Source organism: Pseudomonas sp. YuFO8, from assembly GCF_035065025.1.
GTDB classification, from domain to species: domain Bacteria; phylum Pseudomonadota; class Gammaproteobacteria; order Pseudomonadales; family Pseudomonadaceae; genus Aquipseudomonas; species Aquipseudomonas putida_AE.
In genome coordinates this window covers 1-18,340 of record NZ_JAXDEQ010000046.1, presented here as the reverse complement: position 1 = coordinate 18,340, position 18,340 = coordinate 1, and the positions used below count along the sequence as shown (strand labels likewise).

Annotated in this window: 13 protein-coding genes; 11 read left to right on the top strand and 2 right to left on the bottom strand. The window is 57.2% G+C overall.

Going from position 1 to position 18,340, the window contains the following annotated elements; translation table 11 throughout:
* Positions 1-27: 27 nt before the first annotated feature.
* Positions 28-1,455 (top strand): mannose-1-phosphate guanylyltransferase/mannose-6-phosphate isomerase, encoded by a 1,428-nt coding sequence (locus SOP95_RS27210; protein ID WP_323608944.1) that lies wholly within the window; start codon positions 28-30, stop codon positions 1,453-1,455.
* Positions 1,452-4,394 (top strand): glycosyltransferase, encoded by a 2,943-nt coding sequence (locus SOP95_RS27205; protein WP_323608943.1) that lies wholly within the window; start codon positions 1,452-1,454, stop codon positions 4,392-4,394. The genes SOP95_RS27210 and SOP95_RS27205 overlap by 4 nt, the downstream gene beginning before the upstream one ends.
* A gap of 48 nt (positions 4,395-4,442) precedes the next feature.
* Here the strand turns inward: SOP95_RS27205 and SOP95_RS27200 are convergent, their stop codons facing one another.
* Entirely contained in the window at positions 4,443-5,174 is a 732-nt protein-coding gene (locus tag SOP95_RS27200) for a YqiA/YcfP family alpha/beta fold hydrolase (protein WP_323608942.1), read from the bottom strand.
* Positions 5,175-5,471: 297 nt separating this feature from the next.
* Here SOP95_RS27200 and kdsA point away from each other — a divergent pair, with 297 nt between their 5' ends.
* Together kdsA and kdsB are read left to right on the top strand one after the other, a co-directional pair.
* Positions 5,472-6,314 carry a 3-deoxy-8-phosphooctulonate synthase gene (gene kdsA, locus SOP95_RS27195; protein WP_323608960.1) on the top strand — a complete coding sequence of 281 codons (843 nt, stop codon included), beginning with the start codon at positions 5,472-5,474 and terminating at the stop codon, positions 6,312-6,314.
* Positions 6,315-6,345: 31 nt separating this feature from the next.
* Positions 6,346-7,632, top strand: coding sequence for a 3-deoxy-manno-octulosonate cytidylyltransferase (gene kdsB / locus SOP95_RS27190; RefSeq protein WP_323608941.1), 1,287 nt, complete (start codon positions 6,346-6,348; stop codon positions 7,630-7,632).
* 231 nt (positions 7,633-7,863) lie between these two features.
* On the opposite strand, the gene SOP95_RS27185 is transcribed toward kdsB, so the two are convergent.
* A complete protein-coding gene (locus tag SOP95_RS27185) occupies positions 7,864-8,796 on the bottom strand; it encodes a KpsF/GutQ family sugar-phosphate isomerase (protein ID WP_323608940.1) in 933 nt (310 codons plus the stop codon).
* 310 nt (positions 8,797-9,106) lie between these two features.
* Between SOP95_RS27185 and SOP95_RS27180 the strand changes: the two genes are divergently transcribed.
* The 7 genes from SOP95_RS27180 (at position 9,107) to SOP95_RS27150 (ending at position 18,048) form a co-directional block, all read left to right on the top strand.
* The gene (locus tag SOP95_RS27180) at positions 9,107-10,111 is read left to right on the top strand and encodes a phosphotransferase family protein (RefSeq protein WP_323608939.1); all 1,005 of its coding nucleotides are present in this window, start codon (positions 9,107-9,109) and stop codon (positions 10,109-10,111) included.
* Positions 10,112-10,447: 336 nt separating this feature from the next.
* Entirely contained in the window at positions 10,448-12,478 is a 2,031-nt protein-coding gene (locus tag SOP95_RS27175) for a capsular polysaccharide biosynthesis protein (RefSeq protein WP_323608938.1), read from the top strand.
* Entirely contained in the window at positions 12,415-13,737 is a 1,323-nt protein-coding gene (locus SOP95_RS27170; protein WP_323608937.1) for a capsule biosynthesis protein, read from the top strand. The genes SOP95_RS27175 and SOP95_RS27170 overlap by 64 nt, the downstream gene beginning before the upstream one ends.
* Positions 13,734-14,510: an SDR family NAD(P)-dependent oxidoreductase gene (locus SOP95_RS27165; RefSeq protein WP_323608936.1), complete on the top strand. Its 777-nt coding sequence runs from the start codon at positions 13,734-13,736 to the stop codon at positions 14,508-14,510. Before SOP95_RS27170 ends, SOP95_RS27165 begins: the two co-directional genes overlap by 4 nt.
* A 4-nt stretch (positions 14,511-14,514) precedes the next feature.
* Positions 14,515-16,023: an LTA synthase family protein gene (locus SOP95_RS27160; protein ID WP_323608935.1), complete on the top strand. Its 1,509-nt coding sequence runs from the start codon at positions 14,515-14,517 to the stop codon at positions 16,021-16,023.
* Positions 16,013-16,609 carry a GNAT family N-acetyltransferase gene (locus SOP95_RS27155; protein WP_274077704.1) on the top strand — a complete coding sequence of 199 codons (597 nt, stop codon included), beginning with the start codon at positions 16,013-16,015 and terminating at the stop codon, positions 16,607-16,609. The genes SOP95_RS27160 and SOP95_RS27155 overlap by 11 nt, the downstream gene beginning before the upstream one ends.
* Positions 16,606-18,048, top strand: coding sequence for a capsular polysaccharide export protein, LipB/KpsS family (locus SOP95_RS27150; RefSeq protein WP_323608934.1), 1,443 nt, complete (start codon positions 16,606-16,608; stop codon positions 18,046-18,048). The genes SOP95_RS27155 and SOP95_RS27150 overlap by 4 nt, the downstream gene beginning before the upstream one ends.
* Positions 18,049-18,340: the final 292 nt, after the last annotated feature.

The window sequence follows — 18,340 nt, the reverse complement described above, 5'->3', positions numbered from 1 at the left end:
AAATTTGATCAGCGATAGGGAAATTACATGATCCCGGTAATACTTTCTGGTGGCTCAGGCTCCAGGCTCTGGCCGCTTTCGCGTGCCATGCACCCAAAGCAGTTCCTCACACTCAACGGCGACCAGTCGTTGTTCCAGGCGACGTTGTCGCGGTTGGCGGGCATCCAGGATGGACCGCTGACCCCGATCGTTGTGAGTAACGAAGACCACCGTTTCCTGGTGGCTGAACAGTGCCGCGCACTGGGCATCAACCCCCAGGCTATTTTGCTCGAGCCGATCGGTCGTAACACCGCCCCCGCCATTGCTGCAGCGGTCGTGAAGGCCTTGGCTTCGGGCAGGGACGAATTGCTGCTGGTGTTGCCTGCCGACCACGTCTTCGATGATCTTGATGCGCTGCACAAGGCTTTCGAAACAGGCGCCCCCGCAGCGCGTGACGGCCGGATAGTGACGTTCGGGATCGTACCGAACAAAGCCGAAACCGGTTACGGCTACATTCGCGTCGCAGAGAAATCCGACGAAATTCAGGCTGTTCAAGAATTTGTTGAAAAACCGGACCTCGCCACTGCAGAGCAATACCTGGCTGATGGCCGGTATTATTGGAACAGCGGCATGTTCCTGTTCCAGGCATCAAGCATGCTCGCTCAATTGGAAGAACACGCCCCGCAAGTGCTGGATGCCGTGCAGGCGGCGCTGAGAAATGCCAAGGAAGACCTGGACTTCACCCGCCTGGACACCATGGCCTTTGCAACTGCAGAAAACATTTCCATCGACTATGCCGTGATGGAACGATCCAACCAGGTGTCAGTGGTCCCTCTGGACGCCGGGTGGAACGATGTCGGCTCATGGTCGGCAGTCTGGGAAATCGCCGAAAAGGACTCCCAGGGAAATGCATCCCGCGGCGACGTCATGCTCGAAGCCACGCGCAATGCCTATGTTCACGCTGAGCACCGCATGGTGTCCGTACTGGGCCTGGATGACGTCATTGTGGTCGAAACCGCAGACGCTGTGATGGTTGCGGCCAAGGACAAGGCGCAGGACGTAAAACTGCTGGTTGATCGCATTAAACAGAGCGCACGCACTGAAGCGACCAATCACCGTAAGGTGTATCGCCCGTGGGGTGCCTACGACTCCATTGACCATGGTCCGCGCTATCAGGTGAAGCGCATCACTGTTGCACCAGGGCAGAAGCTCTCGGTACAGATGCATCATCACCGCGCAGAACACTGGATTGTCGTGACTGGCACGGCGAAAGTATCGATTGGCGACAAGCAAATACTGCTGACCGAAAATCAGTCGACTTACATCCCAGTAGGCGTCGTCCACGCGCTTGAGAACCCCGGGAAAATCCCTCTGGAAATGATTGAAGTTCAATCAGGCGGATATTTGGGCGAGGACGACATCGTCCGATTTGAAGATAGGTACGGTCGAGTAGACGTAGCCACCGAACCCGCATGAATACCTATCTCCATTTCCTCATTGGTAAACCTAGTCTCATGAAACAAGAAAAGCACATCCTCGTTCTTACTCCTGAAATCCCGTTTCCGGTTTTCAAGGGCAACCAGAGCCGTATCGACCAGACTCTGAAAGTACTTCTCGAAGCGGGACACAAGGTTTCGCTGGCCATCTTGAACTTCAATCAAGAGGATAGAAGCTCGGCCTCCGTTCAAGCGGAAATAAAGAACCACTACCCCACTATCGAGGCAGTGGAAGTAAGAAGGCACCCGAGGTTCAACAAGCAACCTGCCAATCCGATTCTCACAAAATTCCACAAGCTCACCGACAAGGGCCAGGTATCCAACAGAGACTCCTGTCCGGACAGTTACAAAAAACTTGTTCACCAGATGGTTAAGGAAATCAATCCAAGCCATATCCTGGTCAACTACGTAAAGCTTGACCGTGCGATTCCGAGCAGCTATCGCGGGATTAAAATTGTTGACACGCACGACATCCAAACGAGCATCATTAATGCCGCGATAAAAAGCGGGACGTTTAAAAAGCAAATAGACATGAAAAAATTCGAGGCCGAAGAGTTTGGTCTTCTCTCGAAATATGAATATGTCATTTCGATCAACCCGAACGAAACCAGGGAAATCAAGGAAAGGCTGCCAGAACAGAAAATCCTGACGCTTCCTGCATTCAATGATTTCCAACGCAAACACATCCCGGGAAAAGAAATATACGATATTCTTTTCGTCGGATCTGCGTCGCCGTTTAACGCAGAGGGAATCAAAAACTTTATTCGTCACTGCCTGCCAGCCATTCGAAAGGCGATGCCTGGCGTCCGCCTTGCCATTGCTGGCGAAGTGAGCAATATCGCTTCGGTAAAAGCCCTAAAAAACGACAGCATTCTATACTTGGGTCGAGTAGAAAACTTGACCAACACTTACGCCGCCTCAAAAGTTGTTATCTCACCGATCGTGAGCGGCGCAGGCATGAAAGTCAAAAACATTGAAGCCTTCTCTCACGGCATGCCCCTGGTAGCTACCAGCTTCTCGATGGATGGTATTGAGGGCACCGATGGCGTGAATTGTATCATCACAGATGATAACAGCAGCTTTTCGGCAGCTGTACTCAAGCTTTTGACTGACAATGCTCACCGCGCAAAAATCTCTAAGGGTGCTTACTTGCTTGCCAGAAGCATGTACAGCAAAAATACGGCCGCAATAAGCTATAACACAATCATCAACAACGACTTCACCTATCGCCCCGAGTTGATGCCAAGCGAAAATACTCCGGTTTCAATGCCGCAGACCACCGTTCAGCGCCGCACCAAAGCTCTTATTTACAGCTCCGATGCCGACTACCTCATCTCCTACAAGATAGCTCTAGCGGAAAACTTCAAAAAACTTGGTATTTATTCCGAATTCGTAACAATGGACTCGGCGCGTACCAACCGCTTCCTGTCTGAAGGTTATCTGGCGCACGCAACAAGACCTGACCTGGACAAGAAAAAAAGAGCCAGTATCAAAGCTGATCTTCAAACTCAGCTCGACTCAGAGGGAAAAATAAACATTACCCTCAGAGGCGTCAATATTACCGACGACATCAACACATACAAAGAGATGTTCCCTGAGCACTTTGAAGGCAAGAAACTTATCGATGTGGCAGCGCATGCTATTTTGATTCTTGACTCCATTCTGCGCAGAATCGCCAAAACGTCTCCTGACTTCATGGTTGGCTGGAATGGTAATGGACCGCACTTCATTTTCCTTATGAAAGTCGCAGCGAAAATTTCGAACTTGCCTATCTTCCACGTCGAGCGCGGACTGTTACCTGATACGCTTGTATTTGATCCACAGGGGGTAAACTTCAAGAGCTATATTGCCGGAAGTTACTTGCCACTGATCAACGACACCGAACGGGCGACGGCAAGAAAATACATTGAGCAGTTCTCTACTCAAGGCAAGACTATTGTTGGTAAAGACGCGGATAACACTCTATCCCGTGAAAACGTTCTTGAGCGCATCGGCCTGACACCAACGAGCCAGTACATTTTTTTCCCAATGCAGATTGAGGGCGATTCGAACATCATTCTCAATTCGCCCATCTATAAAAAGATGGTTGAGGTTATCGACGATCTAAAACATGTTTCCCGTCGCACCGGCATAAAAATAGTTTGCCGCCCGCACCCTGAGAACACGATAACCCTGTCGGAGTTGCAGGCGCGCTACCCGAGCATTACGTTTGATAATTCGCTGCATCTACACACAATGTTGAAGCATTCTGTCGCGAACGTAATCATTAACTCAACCGTGGGCCTGGAGTCGATATTGCTCAAGAAGCCAACGATTGCGCTTGGCCATAGCGTTTACTCGGGAAAAGGGATCACTCTAGATGCCTTCCATAAAGACCACATTGAAAGGGCCGTGAAAAAAATTATCGACGGCGACATCGACAACGAGACGATTGAACTTCGCACGGACGCACTGGTTCACCAGCTATTCAACGCCAGCCTGATTCGCCTGGACAACATTGAAGCCAACAAAACCGTTATTGAGTCCGCCCTCCTGAAGAATGGCGTAATTATTAACAACGCCATGGCAGAGCCAAAACCGGCTCAACTGGCTTCGCGCTACATGCAATATTATAAAACCTACGTTTCAGCACTGAGCAAAGCGAATAAAATCGAAATTCGTAACACGCTCGAGCCAGAAACTTATCTGTGGCTCAATGGCAACACACGCCCACTGGTGACGGAAGACACCATCTCTGCCCATTTCCAAAATGCATCAAGAGCAGAGATAAAATTCGTTACCGAGATCGACGGAAGGCCGACCAGTGAAGACGGCGCGCTAATAATAACCATCGTCTCGTCCAAAGCCAGTAAAAAACCAAAGACAACTGCTGCGAACGAGTTCTATGTAGATGAGTATTTTTATCCTATAACAGGATAAAAAAAAGGGCGGACTGTCAGCGCAATGACAGCCCGCCCTTTTTCTATATCAGGCTCTTGGAAACTTCACATGAATCCCACCCATCAAATCACGATGAGCAAAAACCATATCTACCATCTTCAGAAAACCATTTAGACCCTGATAATAATATTTGTGTTCAAAATCGAAAGCATTGCCAAAGATCAAACCGACCCCAGGCGTCTTTGAGCACAATTTAAAAAGAGCATCTCTATTTACGATATCCATAGGGTGCTGTCCAAAAACTGCACCAATCACACTATTCCGCGACTTAAACGAAAAATCATTAATATTGTATTTTTGCTCTATCTCATCAATAACATCTTTTAGCTTTGGCCATGCAGTTTCATAGGTAAGCTCTAGACTAACCTGTGGGTTATTAACAACCGCGTTAGCATTAAAAAACAACGCCAGATCGATTGCCGCGAAACCCGCCATAGAAGCGCCACAAAAAACTACATTTTCTGGCTTATAATCCTTGACAACCTCACGAATGACGCTGCGCACATGCATGCCACGATCATTTCTTAAATAGTAAGTGTTATCAGGATCAACCAAGCAGAGCACGTCACCAGGGTAGTCGCGATAATAGCTTTTCACACCCGCATAGACGCCTTTATTCATCAAGGTCGCCAAACCGATCAACAGTTTGTTTTTACCTTTACCCCGATCAATGTAAACAACCTTCTCGCCGTTAATCAGCTTCGAATGGCTGGCAACAATCTCGTCGTACTCCACATCTACTTCCAACTCAGTCGACACCTCGCCCCCTCATCAATACCGCCATTCTGCACATTGATTAACCATATAGGGTTATCGGCAGCACTCTTGTTAAATTTAGGCCAACATTAGCTGAATTTCGCTGTCGAAACGACGGCTTCGCCAACCCAGAAAAGCATGACGAAATACATCAAATCGACGAAAAAATCAACAAATATCTTATTAACGATTGATCAATGGAATTGATACACCCTATCAAATAGACCACATACTCAAAAACAATTAATATTAATTGTTGAATGAATCAACGCGCCACACATTCTCCGAAATGGACTATAGATCTTGAAAATCACCCCAACCATCGAATGCTCCAACAACACCCCTTTCGTCCTGTTCGGCGGCATCAACGTCCTTGAATCCCTGGACCTGGCCCTGACCGCCTGCGCCGAGTACGTGCGTGTCACCGAGAAACTGGGCATTCCTTACGTCTTCAAGGCCAGCTTCGACAAAGCCAACCGCTCGTCCATCCACTCCTATCGTGGCCCAGGCATGGAAGAAGGCCTGCGTATTTTCGAAGCGGTAAAGGCCGAGTTCGGCGTGCCGGTGATTACCGACGTGCACGAAATTGAACAGTGCGCACCTGTCGCCGAAGTGGTCGATGTGCTGCAGCTGCCTGCATTCCTGGCCCGTCAGACCGATCTGGTAGTGGCTCTGGCCAAAACCGGCAAGCCAGTGAACATCAAGAAGCCTCAGTTCCTGAGCCCATCGCAAGTGCAGAACATCGTGCACAAGTTCAAGGAAGCCGGAAACGACCAGTTGATCCTGTGCGATCGCGGCACATGCCTGGGTTACGACAACCTGGTAGTAGACATGCTGGGTTTCGGCGTGATGAAGCGCACCTGCGCGAATCTGCCGATCATTTTCGACGTAACCCACGCCCTGCAACAGCGTGATCCGTCGGGCGCTGCATCGGGCGGTCGCCGTGAGCAGGTCGTTGAACTGGCCCGTGCCGGTATGGGCGTTGGCCTGGCTGGCCTGTTCCTGGAAGCTCACCCGAACCCGGATCAAGCCAAGTGCGACGGCCCAAGCGCCCTGCCGTTGGATCAACTGGAGCCGTTCCTGGCGCAGATCAAGGCACTGGATGACCTGGTCAAGTCGTTCCCACCTCTGAACATTGCTTGAAGCCAAATCTGTTGAAACAAGGATTGTGAACATGGCAAGTACAGAACAACGGGTCGCGATTGTCATTCCGGCCCGCTACGGCTCGACTCGCCTGCCGGGCAAGCCGCTGGCTGATATTGCCGGCAAGCCGATGGTGCAACACGTTTATGAACGCGCCCTGCAAGTTGCCAATGCCCATGTGGTGGTGATCGCCACTGACGACGAGCGCGTTGCAAAAGCAGTGCGGGCGTTCGGTGGTGAGTGCGTCATGACCTCGCCAGATCACCCCTCCGGCACCGACCGGCTGGCCGAAGTCATGGCGCAGATCGACGCCGACATTTACATCAATCTGCAGGGTGATGAGCCACTGGTGCGTCCGGCGGACATCGAAGCGCTGGCTGCGGGCATGCTCGCTGATGCGAGCGTAAAGGTCGGCACTTTGTGCCACCCGATCGAAGCGCACGAAGCCGGCAACCCCAACACCGTGAAAGTGGTGCTGGCCAACAACGGTAACGCGTTGTACTTCAGCCGTTCGCCGATTCCCTACCCACGGGACGGCGAAGTCGCACACTACCTCAAGCATGTCGGTGTCTACGGTTATCGTCGCGATGTACTCGCCGACTACAGCAGCCTGCCACAGCCGATGCTGGAGCACGCGGAGAAACTCGAGCAACTGAGGCTGATGGCCGCGGGTTACTGCATTCGGGCCTACCAGGTCGCGCCGACCGGCCCAGGCGTGGACACCCAAGAATGCCTGGAGCAGGTGCGGGCGCTGATGAGCGGCCAGGCACCTGTCCCTCGGCCGACCCTTAACGACATTCGTCTGGTGATCACCGATGTGGATGGCGTGCTCACCGACGGCGGCATCTATTACGACGCCACGGGTGAATGCCTGAAGCGTTTCCATGTGCGTGATGGCATGGGCATGCGGTTGCTGGAAGAAAACGGTGTGCGGGTGGCGGTGTTGTCGGGGCGTGATTCGGCAACGCTGCGCAAGCGCGTGGCTGACCTGGGCATTACCCTCTGCCAGTTCGGCGTGAAGGACAAGCAGGCAGCCTGCAACCAGTTGATGGCGGAAGCCGGTGTCAGCGCTGAGCAAACGGCGTGCATTGGTGACGACTGCATCGACCTGCCGGCTTTCGCGGCGTGCGCCTTGTCGTTTGCAGTGGCGGATGCACCAGTGTATGTGAAAGCTGCTGCCACCCACGTATTGGATGCAGCGGGCGGTACCGGTGCGTTCCGTGAAGTGGCGGACAGTATTCTGTTTGCTCAGGGCAAGGATGCGGTACTGGGCACTGCGGCGGGTTATGCGCAGGTGATGGCGAAGATGGCGCAGTAAGCCGACGAGTCATTCTTGGAATAGAAATACGGGGCCGATGTTGGGCCCCGTTTTCGTTTATGCACATCGACATTTGGACTACGCGGAGCGCAGCGCTTTCACGCCTGGTGGGTGTACACCTGATATCGACGGCGCCCTTTCGGGCGCTTTCGCTGGCAAGCCAGCTCCTACAGGGATCGCGTGGGATCGAGTGGAATCGCAGGAGCTGGTGACGCCTGGAGGTTGGCGGTATCAGTCGAAGATTTCGACGACGCCTACGACAGCGTTTTCGCTGTTGGTGACGGCCAGGGCACGGATCTTGTTGTCGAGCATGTAGGCTTCAGCTTCCGACAGCTGCGAATCATCCTTGATGGTGTGCGGGTTGGCGGTCATGAAGTGGGCGACGGTAGTGTGGATAACGCCTTCGTTTTCCAGCAATGCGCGACGCAAGTCGCCGTCGGTGACGATACCGACCAGGACGCCCTCTTCCATCACCACGGTCAGGCCCATGCGACTTTGGGTCATCACCAGCAGGCAGTCGTGGAAGCTGGTGGCCGGAGTGACGATCGGTGCCGGCGAATGCATGACGTCGCTGACGCGGGTCAGCAGCTTGCGGCCCAGGCTGCCACCGGGGTGGTAGCGGGCGAAGTCCATCGGCTTGAATTGAATGGCTTCGATCAAGGCTACTGCCAGGGCATCGCCCATGGCCATGGTCGCCAGGGTGGAGGTGGTCGGTGCCAGGTTGTTTGGGCACACTTCTCGCTCGACGGAGATGTCCAGCCAGATGTCTGCGTGCTTGGCGAGGGTCGACTTTCCGTTGCCGGTCATGGCGATGATTTTGTTGCCGAAGGATTTCAGGCTCGGAATCAGCTTGATGAGTTCTTCTGTCTCGCCGCTGTAGCTGATCAGGATCAGCACGTCGATCGGCTTGAGCATGCCCAGGTCGCCGTGGAAGGCTTCAGCCGGGTGCAGGAAGAAACTCGGGGTGCCGGTAGAGGCGAAGGTCGCGACCATCTTTTGCCCGATCAAGCCGGATTTGCCCATGCCGCACACGACGGTGCGACCTTTGCAACCGAGGATCAGTTCGACTGCACGCTGGAATTCGCCATCCAGGCGCTCCGCCAGCTGACTGATGGCTTGCGCCTGGGCGCAGAGGGCTTCTTTGGCAATTGGAAGGTGATTCATGAGAAATCCTATCGTTCCTTGATTTTGAAGGCGCGTATGGTAACGGCTCAACACCGGTCAGGGAACGTCAATAGCCTTCCGTCTGTAGGAAATTTCCCAAGAACAGCTCATTACGCGCCAGGTAATTGGCAAACAATGGGCGGAATCCGTACTATCGCGCTCCTTCTAGTCAACTGTTACGGGAAGTGGGCAAGGATCGCGCCGCCTTCACGGGTGTGTCAGGCAAAAAATGGAAGATTGCTTACAGTTGGAACGCATGGGTATCGAATCGAACATCACTACACTCGTCAGAAGCAGGAATGTCTACTGGTTGAGCCGCTCCACGCTGGAAAAACGGTTGAGCTTTTTCCTGCCTTTTTATCGTGTGGGTGGCTTTAGCATCGTCACCACCGACCTGGCGTCCAATGCCTCGTTCGTCAATTACGTGCGCCATCACCGACTGACGGATCTCGATACCGGAGCCACGGTTGATGTGATCGAAAAGTCGATTCGCAAAATTCTCTTTATCCCCAGCCTCGAGTCTCGCTTCTATCGGGAGCGCAACGTGCTATGGGGAAGCGTTCATTTCAAGCATCCCATTTGCCTGGGCGTCATTGAGACGCCGTGGGAAAGCCTGATTTTTACCAGTTACGTGCAAGGCCGTCCGCCACGCCTGGCAGCTATCGCCAAGATCATGGCACCGGGCATTGCCGAGATCGAGAATCTGTCCAGCCGTTATCTGGGGTTCTCGGCCTGGTGGCAGGCTCCCAAGTTCTGGACCATGGATTTTTTTCGGCCTTGGTATCTCGTGCGGCCGCGCTTCAATTTCGAGCGCTATTTGCACTCCCTTGACGAACTGGCTCGGGACGATCAGCGTTTTGCCGACCTGCCAAATCGGCTCCGCGCGTTGCGGCCAATATTGCGTCGCGAGGCCAGGGGGGCAAAAAACAGTCAGCGCTGTTTTTGCCATATGGATTACTTGCGCAAGAATTTCTTCCAGTCGCCCCAGGGTCTGCAGATGATCGACTGGAGCGAGTTCAAGATCGGGCGTGTCGGCTTTGACGGTGGTTCCTATGTGAGTGCGGTATTCCGGCGCAGCGACATGGAACGCTTCATGACCGTTCGCGCCGAGTTCCTCGCTACCTATGTCGAGGTGCTGGACTCGCGGTTCGACCGGCAACAGGCGCTGCGTAACCTGGATTACTTGTTCCTGCAAAACTCCCTCTGGTATTTCCTGCGGCCTACGACCATTGCTGACTATAAGCGGCGGGGCAAGATGGATCTGTTGCATGCGAAATACGAGTATTTGCTGGCGCTGCCATTTTCTCGCCGTTAGGCGAGTCAATACGGTCGTTGAAGTGAGGACGCCTTCGCTGGCAAGCCAGCTCCTACAAGGATGCGTAAGGCGTTGGCTTGGTTTATTTGCGGTTGTCAATCGCACTGTGAGAGCCACGGATGCCGCTCATCGGGCCGTTGGGTGGACGGCCTGCTGGCATTTAATCAAATCTCGATTTATGTGAAAAAGTCTCCAGATTCTTCGTACTTTTGTGAATGGCTACCCTCCATTTGTATTATCATTCGAGTCAAATTTCATTGAGCATTTCCTCCAGGCACACGCACTGATGCATGCCTGACTGATGAGTGCGCCCGTTACGGATATCCGCTGTTTTTTATGGACAATGCCGCTCCACCGCGTCGCTTTTTGCTGATTCTGTCTAAAGGTGCGCAACAAATCCCTACCCTCCCCGCCTTGCTTCCCGAGTATCGGCTGCTGTGTGGGGCGGTGGGCGACATTGCCCAGGCTGATGAGGTATTGGCGTGGGGACGCAAACCCAGCGCGTTGCGCGCCCGGGCGGCTGCCGACGCTGCCGGGTTGCCGCTGATTACGGTCGAAGACGGTTTTTTGCGCTCGGTGGGCCTGGGGGCTGAAGACCCGCCGCTGTCGCTGATCGTCGACCCGCTGGGCATCTATTACGATGCCAGCGCCCCTTCTCGCCTCGAACAACTGATTCCCCTGGCGCTGACCCAAGCACAGGTGTTGCGTGCCCGTGCCTTGCAGGCGAGTTGGTGCGAAGAGCGTGTGTCGAAATACAACGGCGCGCGGATCGAACGCTGTGTGTTGCCGCAGCCTTGCGTGCTGGTCGCCGATCAGACGCGCGGCGATGCCTCGTTGCAAGGCGCCACTGCTGCCGATTTCCAGCGCATGCTCGACGCCGCGCTGACCCGTCACCCGCAGAGTACGGTGGTGGTCAAGGTTCATCCGGACGTGGTGGCCGGGCGCAAGCAGGGGCACTTCGACCTGGCGGCGTTGCGCAAGCATCCGAGGGTGCAGGTGATCAGCGATAACGTGCACCCTGCCGAGCTGTTATCGGCCATCCAGGCGGTGTACGTGATGACGTCGCAACTGGGTTTTGATGCCCTGTTGTGGAACGTGCCGGTGCACACTTTTGGCATGCCGTTCTATGCCGGCTGGGGTTTGACCCTTGATGCGCTGCCCGCGCCTGAGCGACGCCGGCCGGTCAGTCTTGAGCAATTGCTGCATGCAACGCTGGTGGAATATCCGCGTTACGTCGACCCGGAGACGGGTGCGCCGTGCCAGGTCGAGACCGTGTTGGAGTGGCTGGGGCTGCAGCGAAGAATGCGCAGTCGATTGCCCCATGACTTGCAAATGGTCGGCTTCAGCAAGTGGAAACAACCGTTGGTGCTCGACTTTTTCAATGGGTCGTCCATTCGGTTTCTCGGGCGTTTCTCCCGTCGTCGCATAGCTGCTCCGGTCATCACATGGGGTTGCCAGCACGACACGCCCCTGTCTGCAAAAGCGGGTAGCCACCTCGGCCGCGTCGAAGACGGCTTCCTGCGCTCCGTCGGCCTCGGCGCGAAAAAAACCCGTCCGTTGTCCTGGGTGTTCGACGACCTGGGCATTTACTACGATGCCACCCGCCCCTCCCGTCTGGAACACATCTTGCAAAACGAGCCTTGTGCACCGGGCTTGTTGCAGCGGGCAGCGGCCTTGCGCGAAGCGATCTGCGTGGCCGGCGTGACCAAGTACAACCTGCCCGGCACCCCGTGGAAACGCCCCGCCGGGGTCGAACGGGTGATTCTGGTGCCGGGCCAGGTAGAGTCCGACGCGTCGATTCGTTATGGCGCGCACCGGATCCGCCGCAATCTGGATTTGCTCAAGGCGGTGCGCGAGCGTCATCCAATGGCGTGGCTGTTGTACAAGCCGCACCCCGAAGTACTGGCTGGCACCCGCGAGGCCGGCGTAGATGAAGAACGCACCAGCGACTGGTGCAACCAGGTGGTGGGCGATGTGCCTTTCCACTCACTGTTGTCCGAGGTCGACGAGGTGCATGTGCTGACTTCGCAATCGGGCTTCGAGGCGTTGTTGCGCGGCGTGCCGGTGACCACTTATGGCCAGCCGTTCTATGCAGGATGGGGGTTGACCGAGGATCGCGACCTGAGCCCGGACGTCCAGGCGCGCCGCACGCGGCGCCTGAGCCTGGACGAGCTGGTGGCCGCGACCCTGATCCGCTACCCGACTTATGTCAGCCGCATCACCCGAAAATTTACGACTCCTGAACGAACGCTTATCGAGATCCAGAACTGGGATGAAGTACCAACGCAAGGAAGAACTCCAACATGGCGAGAGATGATTCAGCGTTTGCTCCTTACGGTTTTGAAACCACGCCTTCGCAAATCCTAGTTCCCCTGCAGCGCTCCCCACGCCCGGTACGGGTGAAGCCGCGTAACTCGTTCCTGTTCCTGCAGGGCGTCAGTTCGCCGTTTTTTTCGCGCCTGGCCCAAGCCCTGCGCAACGAAGGTCAACGGGTCAAGTCCGTCAGCTTCAACATGGGCGATACCCTGTATGGCACCGGTGCGCGCGTATTTTATTCGGCGCGCCCCGAGCAGTTGGCGGATTTCTACAGCCACTGCTTCAAGGCAGAGCACATCACCGACGTGGTGCTGTTCGGCGATTGCCGTCCGGTGCATCAACCGGCGGTGGAGCTGGCCAGGTCGCTGGGCATTCGCGTGCACGTGTTCGAGGAAGGTTACTTCCGCCCCTACTGGATCACGCTTGAGCGCAATGGCGTGAACAATCACTCGCTGCTGCCCCGGGATCCGGAGTGGTATCGGGAGGTGGGCAAGTACATCCCGCGTTATCACAACGGCAATGCATTTCGCCTGTCCTTTGCCTCCCGGGCCCTGCACGACGTGATGTATCACGTCGGCGGCGCGTTGAACAAAGTGGTGTTCCCCCATTACAAGACCCACGCGCCGTTCAACGCGGCGGTGGAATATGCGGGCTACATTCGCCAGGGCATTCGCCTGATGAGTGCCAAGGGCCGCGACTCCGAGGTGATCAGTGAGGTGGCGCGCAACCGCCACCGCACCTTCCTGTTGCCCCTGCAACTGGACAGCGATGCGCAGATCCGCGACCACTCGCCGTTCCGGCACATGAAGGATGTGCTCAAGCACGTGATGGGTTCATTCGCCCGCCATGCCGGCAGCGATGCGCGACTGGTGGTGAAGAACCATCCGCTGACCCCCGGTATCGTCAATTACCAGCGCATCACCCGGCGCATTGCCCACAAGCTGGGCATCGCCGACCGCGTGGACTTCATCGAAAGCGGGCACATGCCGACGCTGCTGTCCCACGTCGCCGGCGTGGTCACGGTCAACAGCACCGTGGGCGGCTCGTCGCTGATGCACAACGTGCCGACCATCGCCCTCAGCGACCCGATCTACAACCTCAAGGGGCTGACCCACCAGGGCGGCCTCGACGAGTTCTGGAACCACCCGGAACCACCTGACTCCACGCTCTTTCAACGCTTTCGCAGCACGGTGATTCACACCACGCAGGTCAACGGCGGCTTCTATACCCGCTGTGGCATCGACATGGCGGTGAACAACTCCCTGGAAGTGTTGATGGCCAAAACCTCGAAAATCGAACAGTACCTATGACTTTGCACAAGTCTCCACGCTGCATTCTCATCACCGGTGCCACAGGCGGCATCGGCGGTGCCCTGGCGCCGGCCTATGCGGCGCCGGGAGTGACCCTGATCCTGCAAGGCCGGCGCCTGGACCGCCTGGAAGAAATGGCCGCGCAATGCCGTGCCCTCGGTGCCCGGGTGTTGCTGCAACCGCTCGACGTGCAGGACCTGGAGGCGTTGCGGCGCTGGATCGGCGAGATCAGCGTGAGCGAGGCACCGGACCTGATCATCGTCGGCGCCGGGGTCAACACCTCCACCGGCGACAATGGCGAGGGCGAAGTCTGGGAGTTGTCCCAGGCGCTGATCGAAATCAACGTGCTGGCGGCATTGGCCACGGTGCAGGCCGCGCTGCCGTTCATGCGTGCGCGCAAGTCCGGGCAGATCGCCCTGTTCAGTTCGCTGGCGGGCTGGCGCGGGCTCCCCGCGACCCCGAGCTACAGCGCCAGCAAGGCAGCGATCAAGGCCTACGGCGAAGCCATGCGCGACCTGGTGGCGGCGGACGGGGTGAAGATCAACGTGATCATGCCCGGCTACGTCGAATCGAAAATGTGCTTTGAAATGCCCGGGCCCAAACCCTTGCTCTGGGTCCCGGAGAAAGCCGCGCAAAGGATTCAACGTGGCCTGGCGGCGAACCAGGCGCGGATCAGTTTTCCGTTCCCGCTGAACCTTGGATGCTGGGCCCTGGGGGTTATCCCGCCACGGCTGTCGTCGATCATTTTGCGGTGGCTGGATTACGGTGCCTGATGTGTTGAGTAGTGCGTTTGGTCTGGTGGTGGTGTTCGGATTTGTCCTGTCGTGCGCCTTCGAAAAACTCCTGGTGCCCTGCCCCGGCTGGCGTCGCCCGTTGCGCGCCTGGCTGTTGCATGCCGGCGCCTGGGCGTTCGCCGTCGGCTTGCTGTACCTGATCACCGGCCGCGCCTGGTTCAGCGCGGTGAACGTGCTGGCCCTGTGGCTGTTGATCGTGCTGGTGAGCAACGCCAAATACCATTCGCTGCGCGAGCCCTTCGTCTGCGCCGACTTCGAATACTTCAGCGATGCAGTGCGCTATCCGCGTTTGTATCTGCCGTTCTTCGGTATTGGTAAAGCTATTGGCCTGGCCTTGCTGTTTGTCGTCTATCTGGCTTGCGGGCTGTATTTCGAACCGGTTGGCGCCAACGCCCGCGCCGTGGCGACGGGCACCTTGCTGGTTGGGTTGGCACTGCTCTGGCTGGGCGGATTGAAACCTCTGCAACCGACCTTCGACGCCGCGCTTGACCTGGGTCGCTGGGGCCTGGCGGGCAGTTTGTGGACGTACTTTTTTGCTGCCCGGCGTCCGGTGGCGCTGGCGTCATTGAACTCGCCGTTTCTTGGCGAGGAGGCACTCCCCATGGCCGATGCCACCCTGGCGGACCTGGTGTCGGTACAGAGCGAATCGTTTTTCGATGCGCGCCGACTGTGGCCCGGCATTCGGGGGCAGGTGCTCAGCCAGTTCGACACCTTGCGCGATGAAGCGCTGGCCCAGGGCCGGTTGCAGGTGGCGGCCTGGGGGGCGAATACGGTGCGTACCGAGTTTGCCTTCCTGACCGGGATCAAGGTCGACCAGCTCGGCGTGCACCGCTTCAACCCTTATCGCCATCTGGCGCGCCAGGGCGTTGCCAGTATCGCCCTGGAACTCAAAAGCCGAGGCTACCGCACGGTGTGCGTGCATCCTTATGTGGGCAGTTTCTACGGTCGAGACAAGGTGTTGCCGGCGCTGGGCTTCGACGAATTCATCGACGTGCGCAGCTTCACAGAGCAGCAGAAGGCCGGGCCGTTTATCGGTGACTGCGCAGTGGCCGACAAGATCAGCGAGCTGCTCGATGCCCCGGGTCGCACGCAGCCGTTGTACATCCATGCCATCACCATGGAAAACCACGGGCCGCTGCACCTGGAAAACGTCGCGGCAGCCGATCTCGGACAATGGTTCGAGCGTCCCCTGCCTGAAGACCTGCGCGACCTCGCCCCGTATGTGCGCCACCTGAGCAACGCCGACCGCATGCTCGGCCAGTTGCGCGAGCACTTGTTGGCGCGCGGCACCCCGACCGGGCTGTGTTTCTTCGGTGATCACGTGCCGATCTTGCCCGACGTCTATGGCGCTCTGGGTGAGCCGGATGGCGATACCGAGTACTTCATCTGGTCCAATTCCGCGCGTAGCGATAGTGCCCCTGCGGACCTGGGTGTTGAGCACCTGGCCAAGGCGTTCATCGACCACCTGGCGGCGGCGCGCGATGCAGCGTGAGCCCGTGCAGATCGTCCTTGCCTCCAGTACCTCGGAGCGCACGCCTGCGATTGCACGGTGGATCAGCTCCGGGCGCGGCTCGCTGGCGTTCATCCTTGGCGACGAAGATTGCCGTTTCCGCCTGTTGGCGGACGGGATCAATTGGGACCGGGTGTTGCTTGCCTATCGCAGTGATGGCGCCGTCGGTTATGCGACGTTCAAACACCATCGACGCGGGCCGTTTTCACCTGGGTTGCGGCCCTTCGTGCGTGAGTTCGGCCGGTTGGGCGGCACGCTGCGCTACGGGCTGTTCATGATCAGCGAGTGCCGCGAGTGGTCCTACGGGTTTTACCTGTACGGCTTGCGCGTGCACAAAGTCGCCCGCCGCCAGGGCGTCGCCAGCACCTTGTTGCAGGCGGTGTTCAAGCAGGCGCTGGGCAGCGGCCATGAAAAAATCGAGCTGGAAGTGCAGGCGAAAAACCTCGCCGCCCGGGCGTTTTATGTCCACCACGGCTTTGTGTCGATACGTACCAAGAGCTGGCTCAGCCGCCTGATGCCGATCCCCACGGTCATCAATCTGCGCCGCAGGTTGTCGCCCCGCCCATGAGTGCCCACGAAATGCATCGACCCTTCGCCCTTGAGTCCCTGGTGGAAGGCCCCGGCTGGGTGGGCATCATGTCGCAGTGGGTGATGTGGAAGGTCTTTCACCTTAGCGAATTCCTGGACCCTGAAGGGACGCCGCAGTGGCTGTGGCGACGCGGTCAACAGCGGCCGGCGGGGTTGAAGGCGATTTCCGGGATCGGCTACAAAAGCTCGTCCGACCATGCCCGGGTGTTGTGCAAGCGCTGGGGTATTCCCTATGTGGCGCTGGAGGACGGCTTCTTGCGTTCTTCGTCGCTGGGGGTGGAAGGCGATACGCCGATGTCGATGGTGGTCGATCCGATCGGTATTCACTACCTGGCCGATCGGCCTTCGTTGCTGGAAAACATTCTGCAGGCGCCTCACAGCCTGAGCGCAGAGGATCTGGCCACCGCGCAGGAGTTGATTGCGCTGATGCGCAGCAGTGGCATCGGCAAGTACAACAATGCGCCGGACCTGGGCGATGACGATCCGCTGGGTCGGGATCGACCGTTGGTGCTGGTGGTGGATCAGACCTACGGCGATTTTTCGATTCCCGGTGGCGGGCTGTGTGAAGCGGACTTTATTCGGATGCTCGATGCGGCCCTGGCGGAAAATCCCGAGGCGGATGTGCGGGTGCGGATTCACCCGGATTGCGTCAACGGCCATAAGAAGAGCTGCCTGCTCGATGCCGCACTCGAGCGCGGCCTGGTGCTGGAGAGTCGTCATGTGTCCTGGGCCTCCCTGGCGCGCCGGGCCCAGCGGGTGTATGTCGGCACCAGCCAGGCCGGGCTTGAGGCGTTAATCCAGGGCATCCCGGTGACCTGTTTTGGCCTGCCGTTCTATGCCGGTTGGGGTTTGACCGATGACCGCCTGGCCCTCCCCCGCCGCCAGGCACGCCCGACCCTGGAGCAATTGGTGGCAGCGGCGTATATCCGCTATTGCCGTTATGTCGACCCGTTGACCGACCAGCGCTGCGACGTCATGACTGTGGCCCGGCAATTGGCTCGGCAGAAGCAGCAGGACAGCCGGTTTGCCGGGAGCGTGACGGTGGTTGGCGTGCCGCGGCGTGAGCGGTCGGCGGTGCGCAGGTTGCTGAATAGCCGCTGGGGGGTGTTGACGTTTGCTCGCGATAACGCCGAGTTGCTCCCGGCGGTGGCTCGTGAAACGGGCAAGTTGTTGGTGTGGCATACCTTTGAATCGAGCGACCTGAAAGCCCGGGCCGAGGTCCATGGCGTGCCATTGTGGCGTATTCGACCGGATTCGCTGCAGTTGCCGTGCGGTAATGAACAATCCCTGGCACAGATCCGCGGTTTGCCCTGCAGCCCGCAACAGGCTCAAGCTCACAACGCCCGCCCGAAAACCAGCCTGCTCGAGGGCTGTGCACGGTATCGACAGGTTCGTCGGTACCTCAAGGGTATGCTCTGACGATTGTCGGCTGTCTTGATTCTTGTATCGGGCTTGAGGGCCTCTTCGCTGGCAAGCCAGCTCCTACAAAAAAAATCGTGGCATTGCCCGGGACCTGTAGGAGCCGGCTTGCCGGCGAAGGCGGTCTTGAATTTTGTGTTGGGCTGGCGGGCCCCTTCGCTGGCAAGCCAGCTCCTACAAAAAAATCGTGGCATTGGCCGGGATTTGTAGGAGCCGGCTTGCCGGCGAAGGCGGTCTTGAATTTTGTGTTGGGCTTGAGGGACCCTTCGCTGGCAAGCCAGCTCCTACAAAA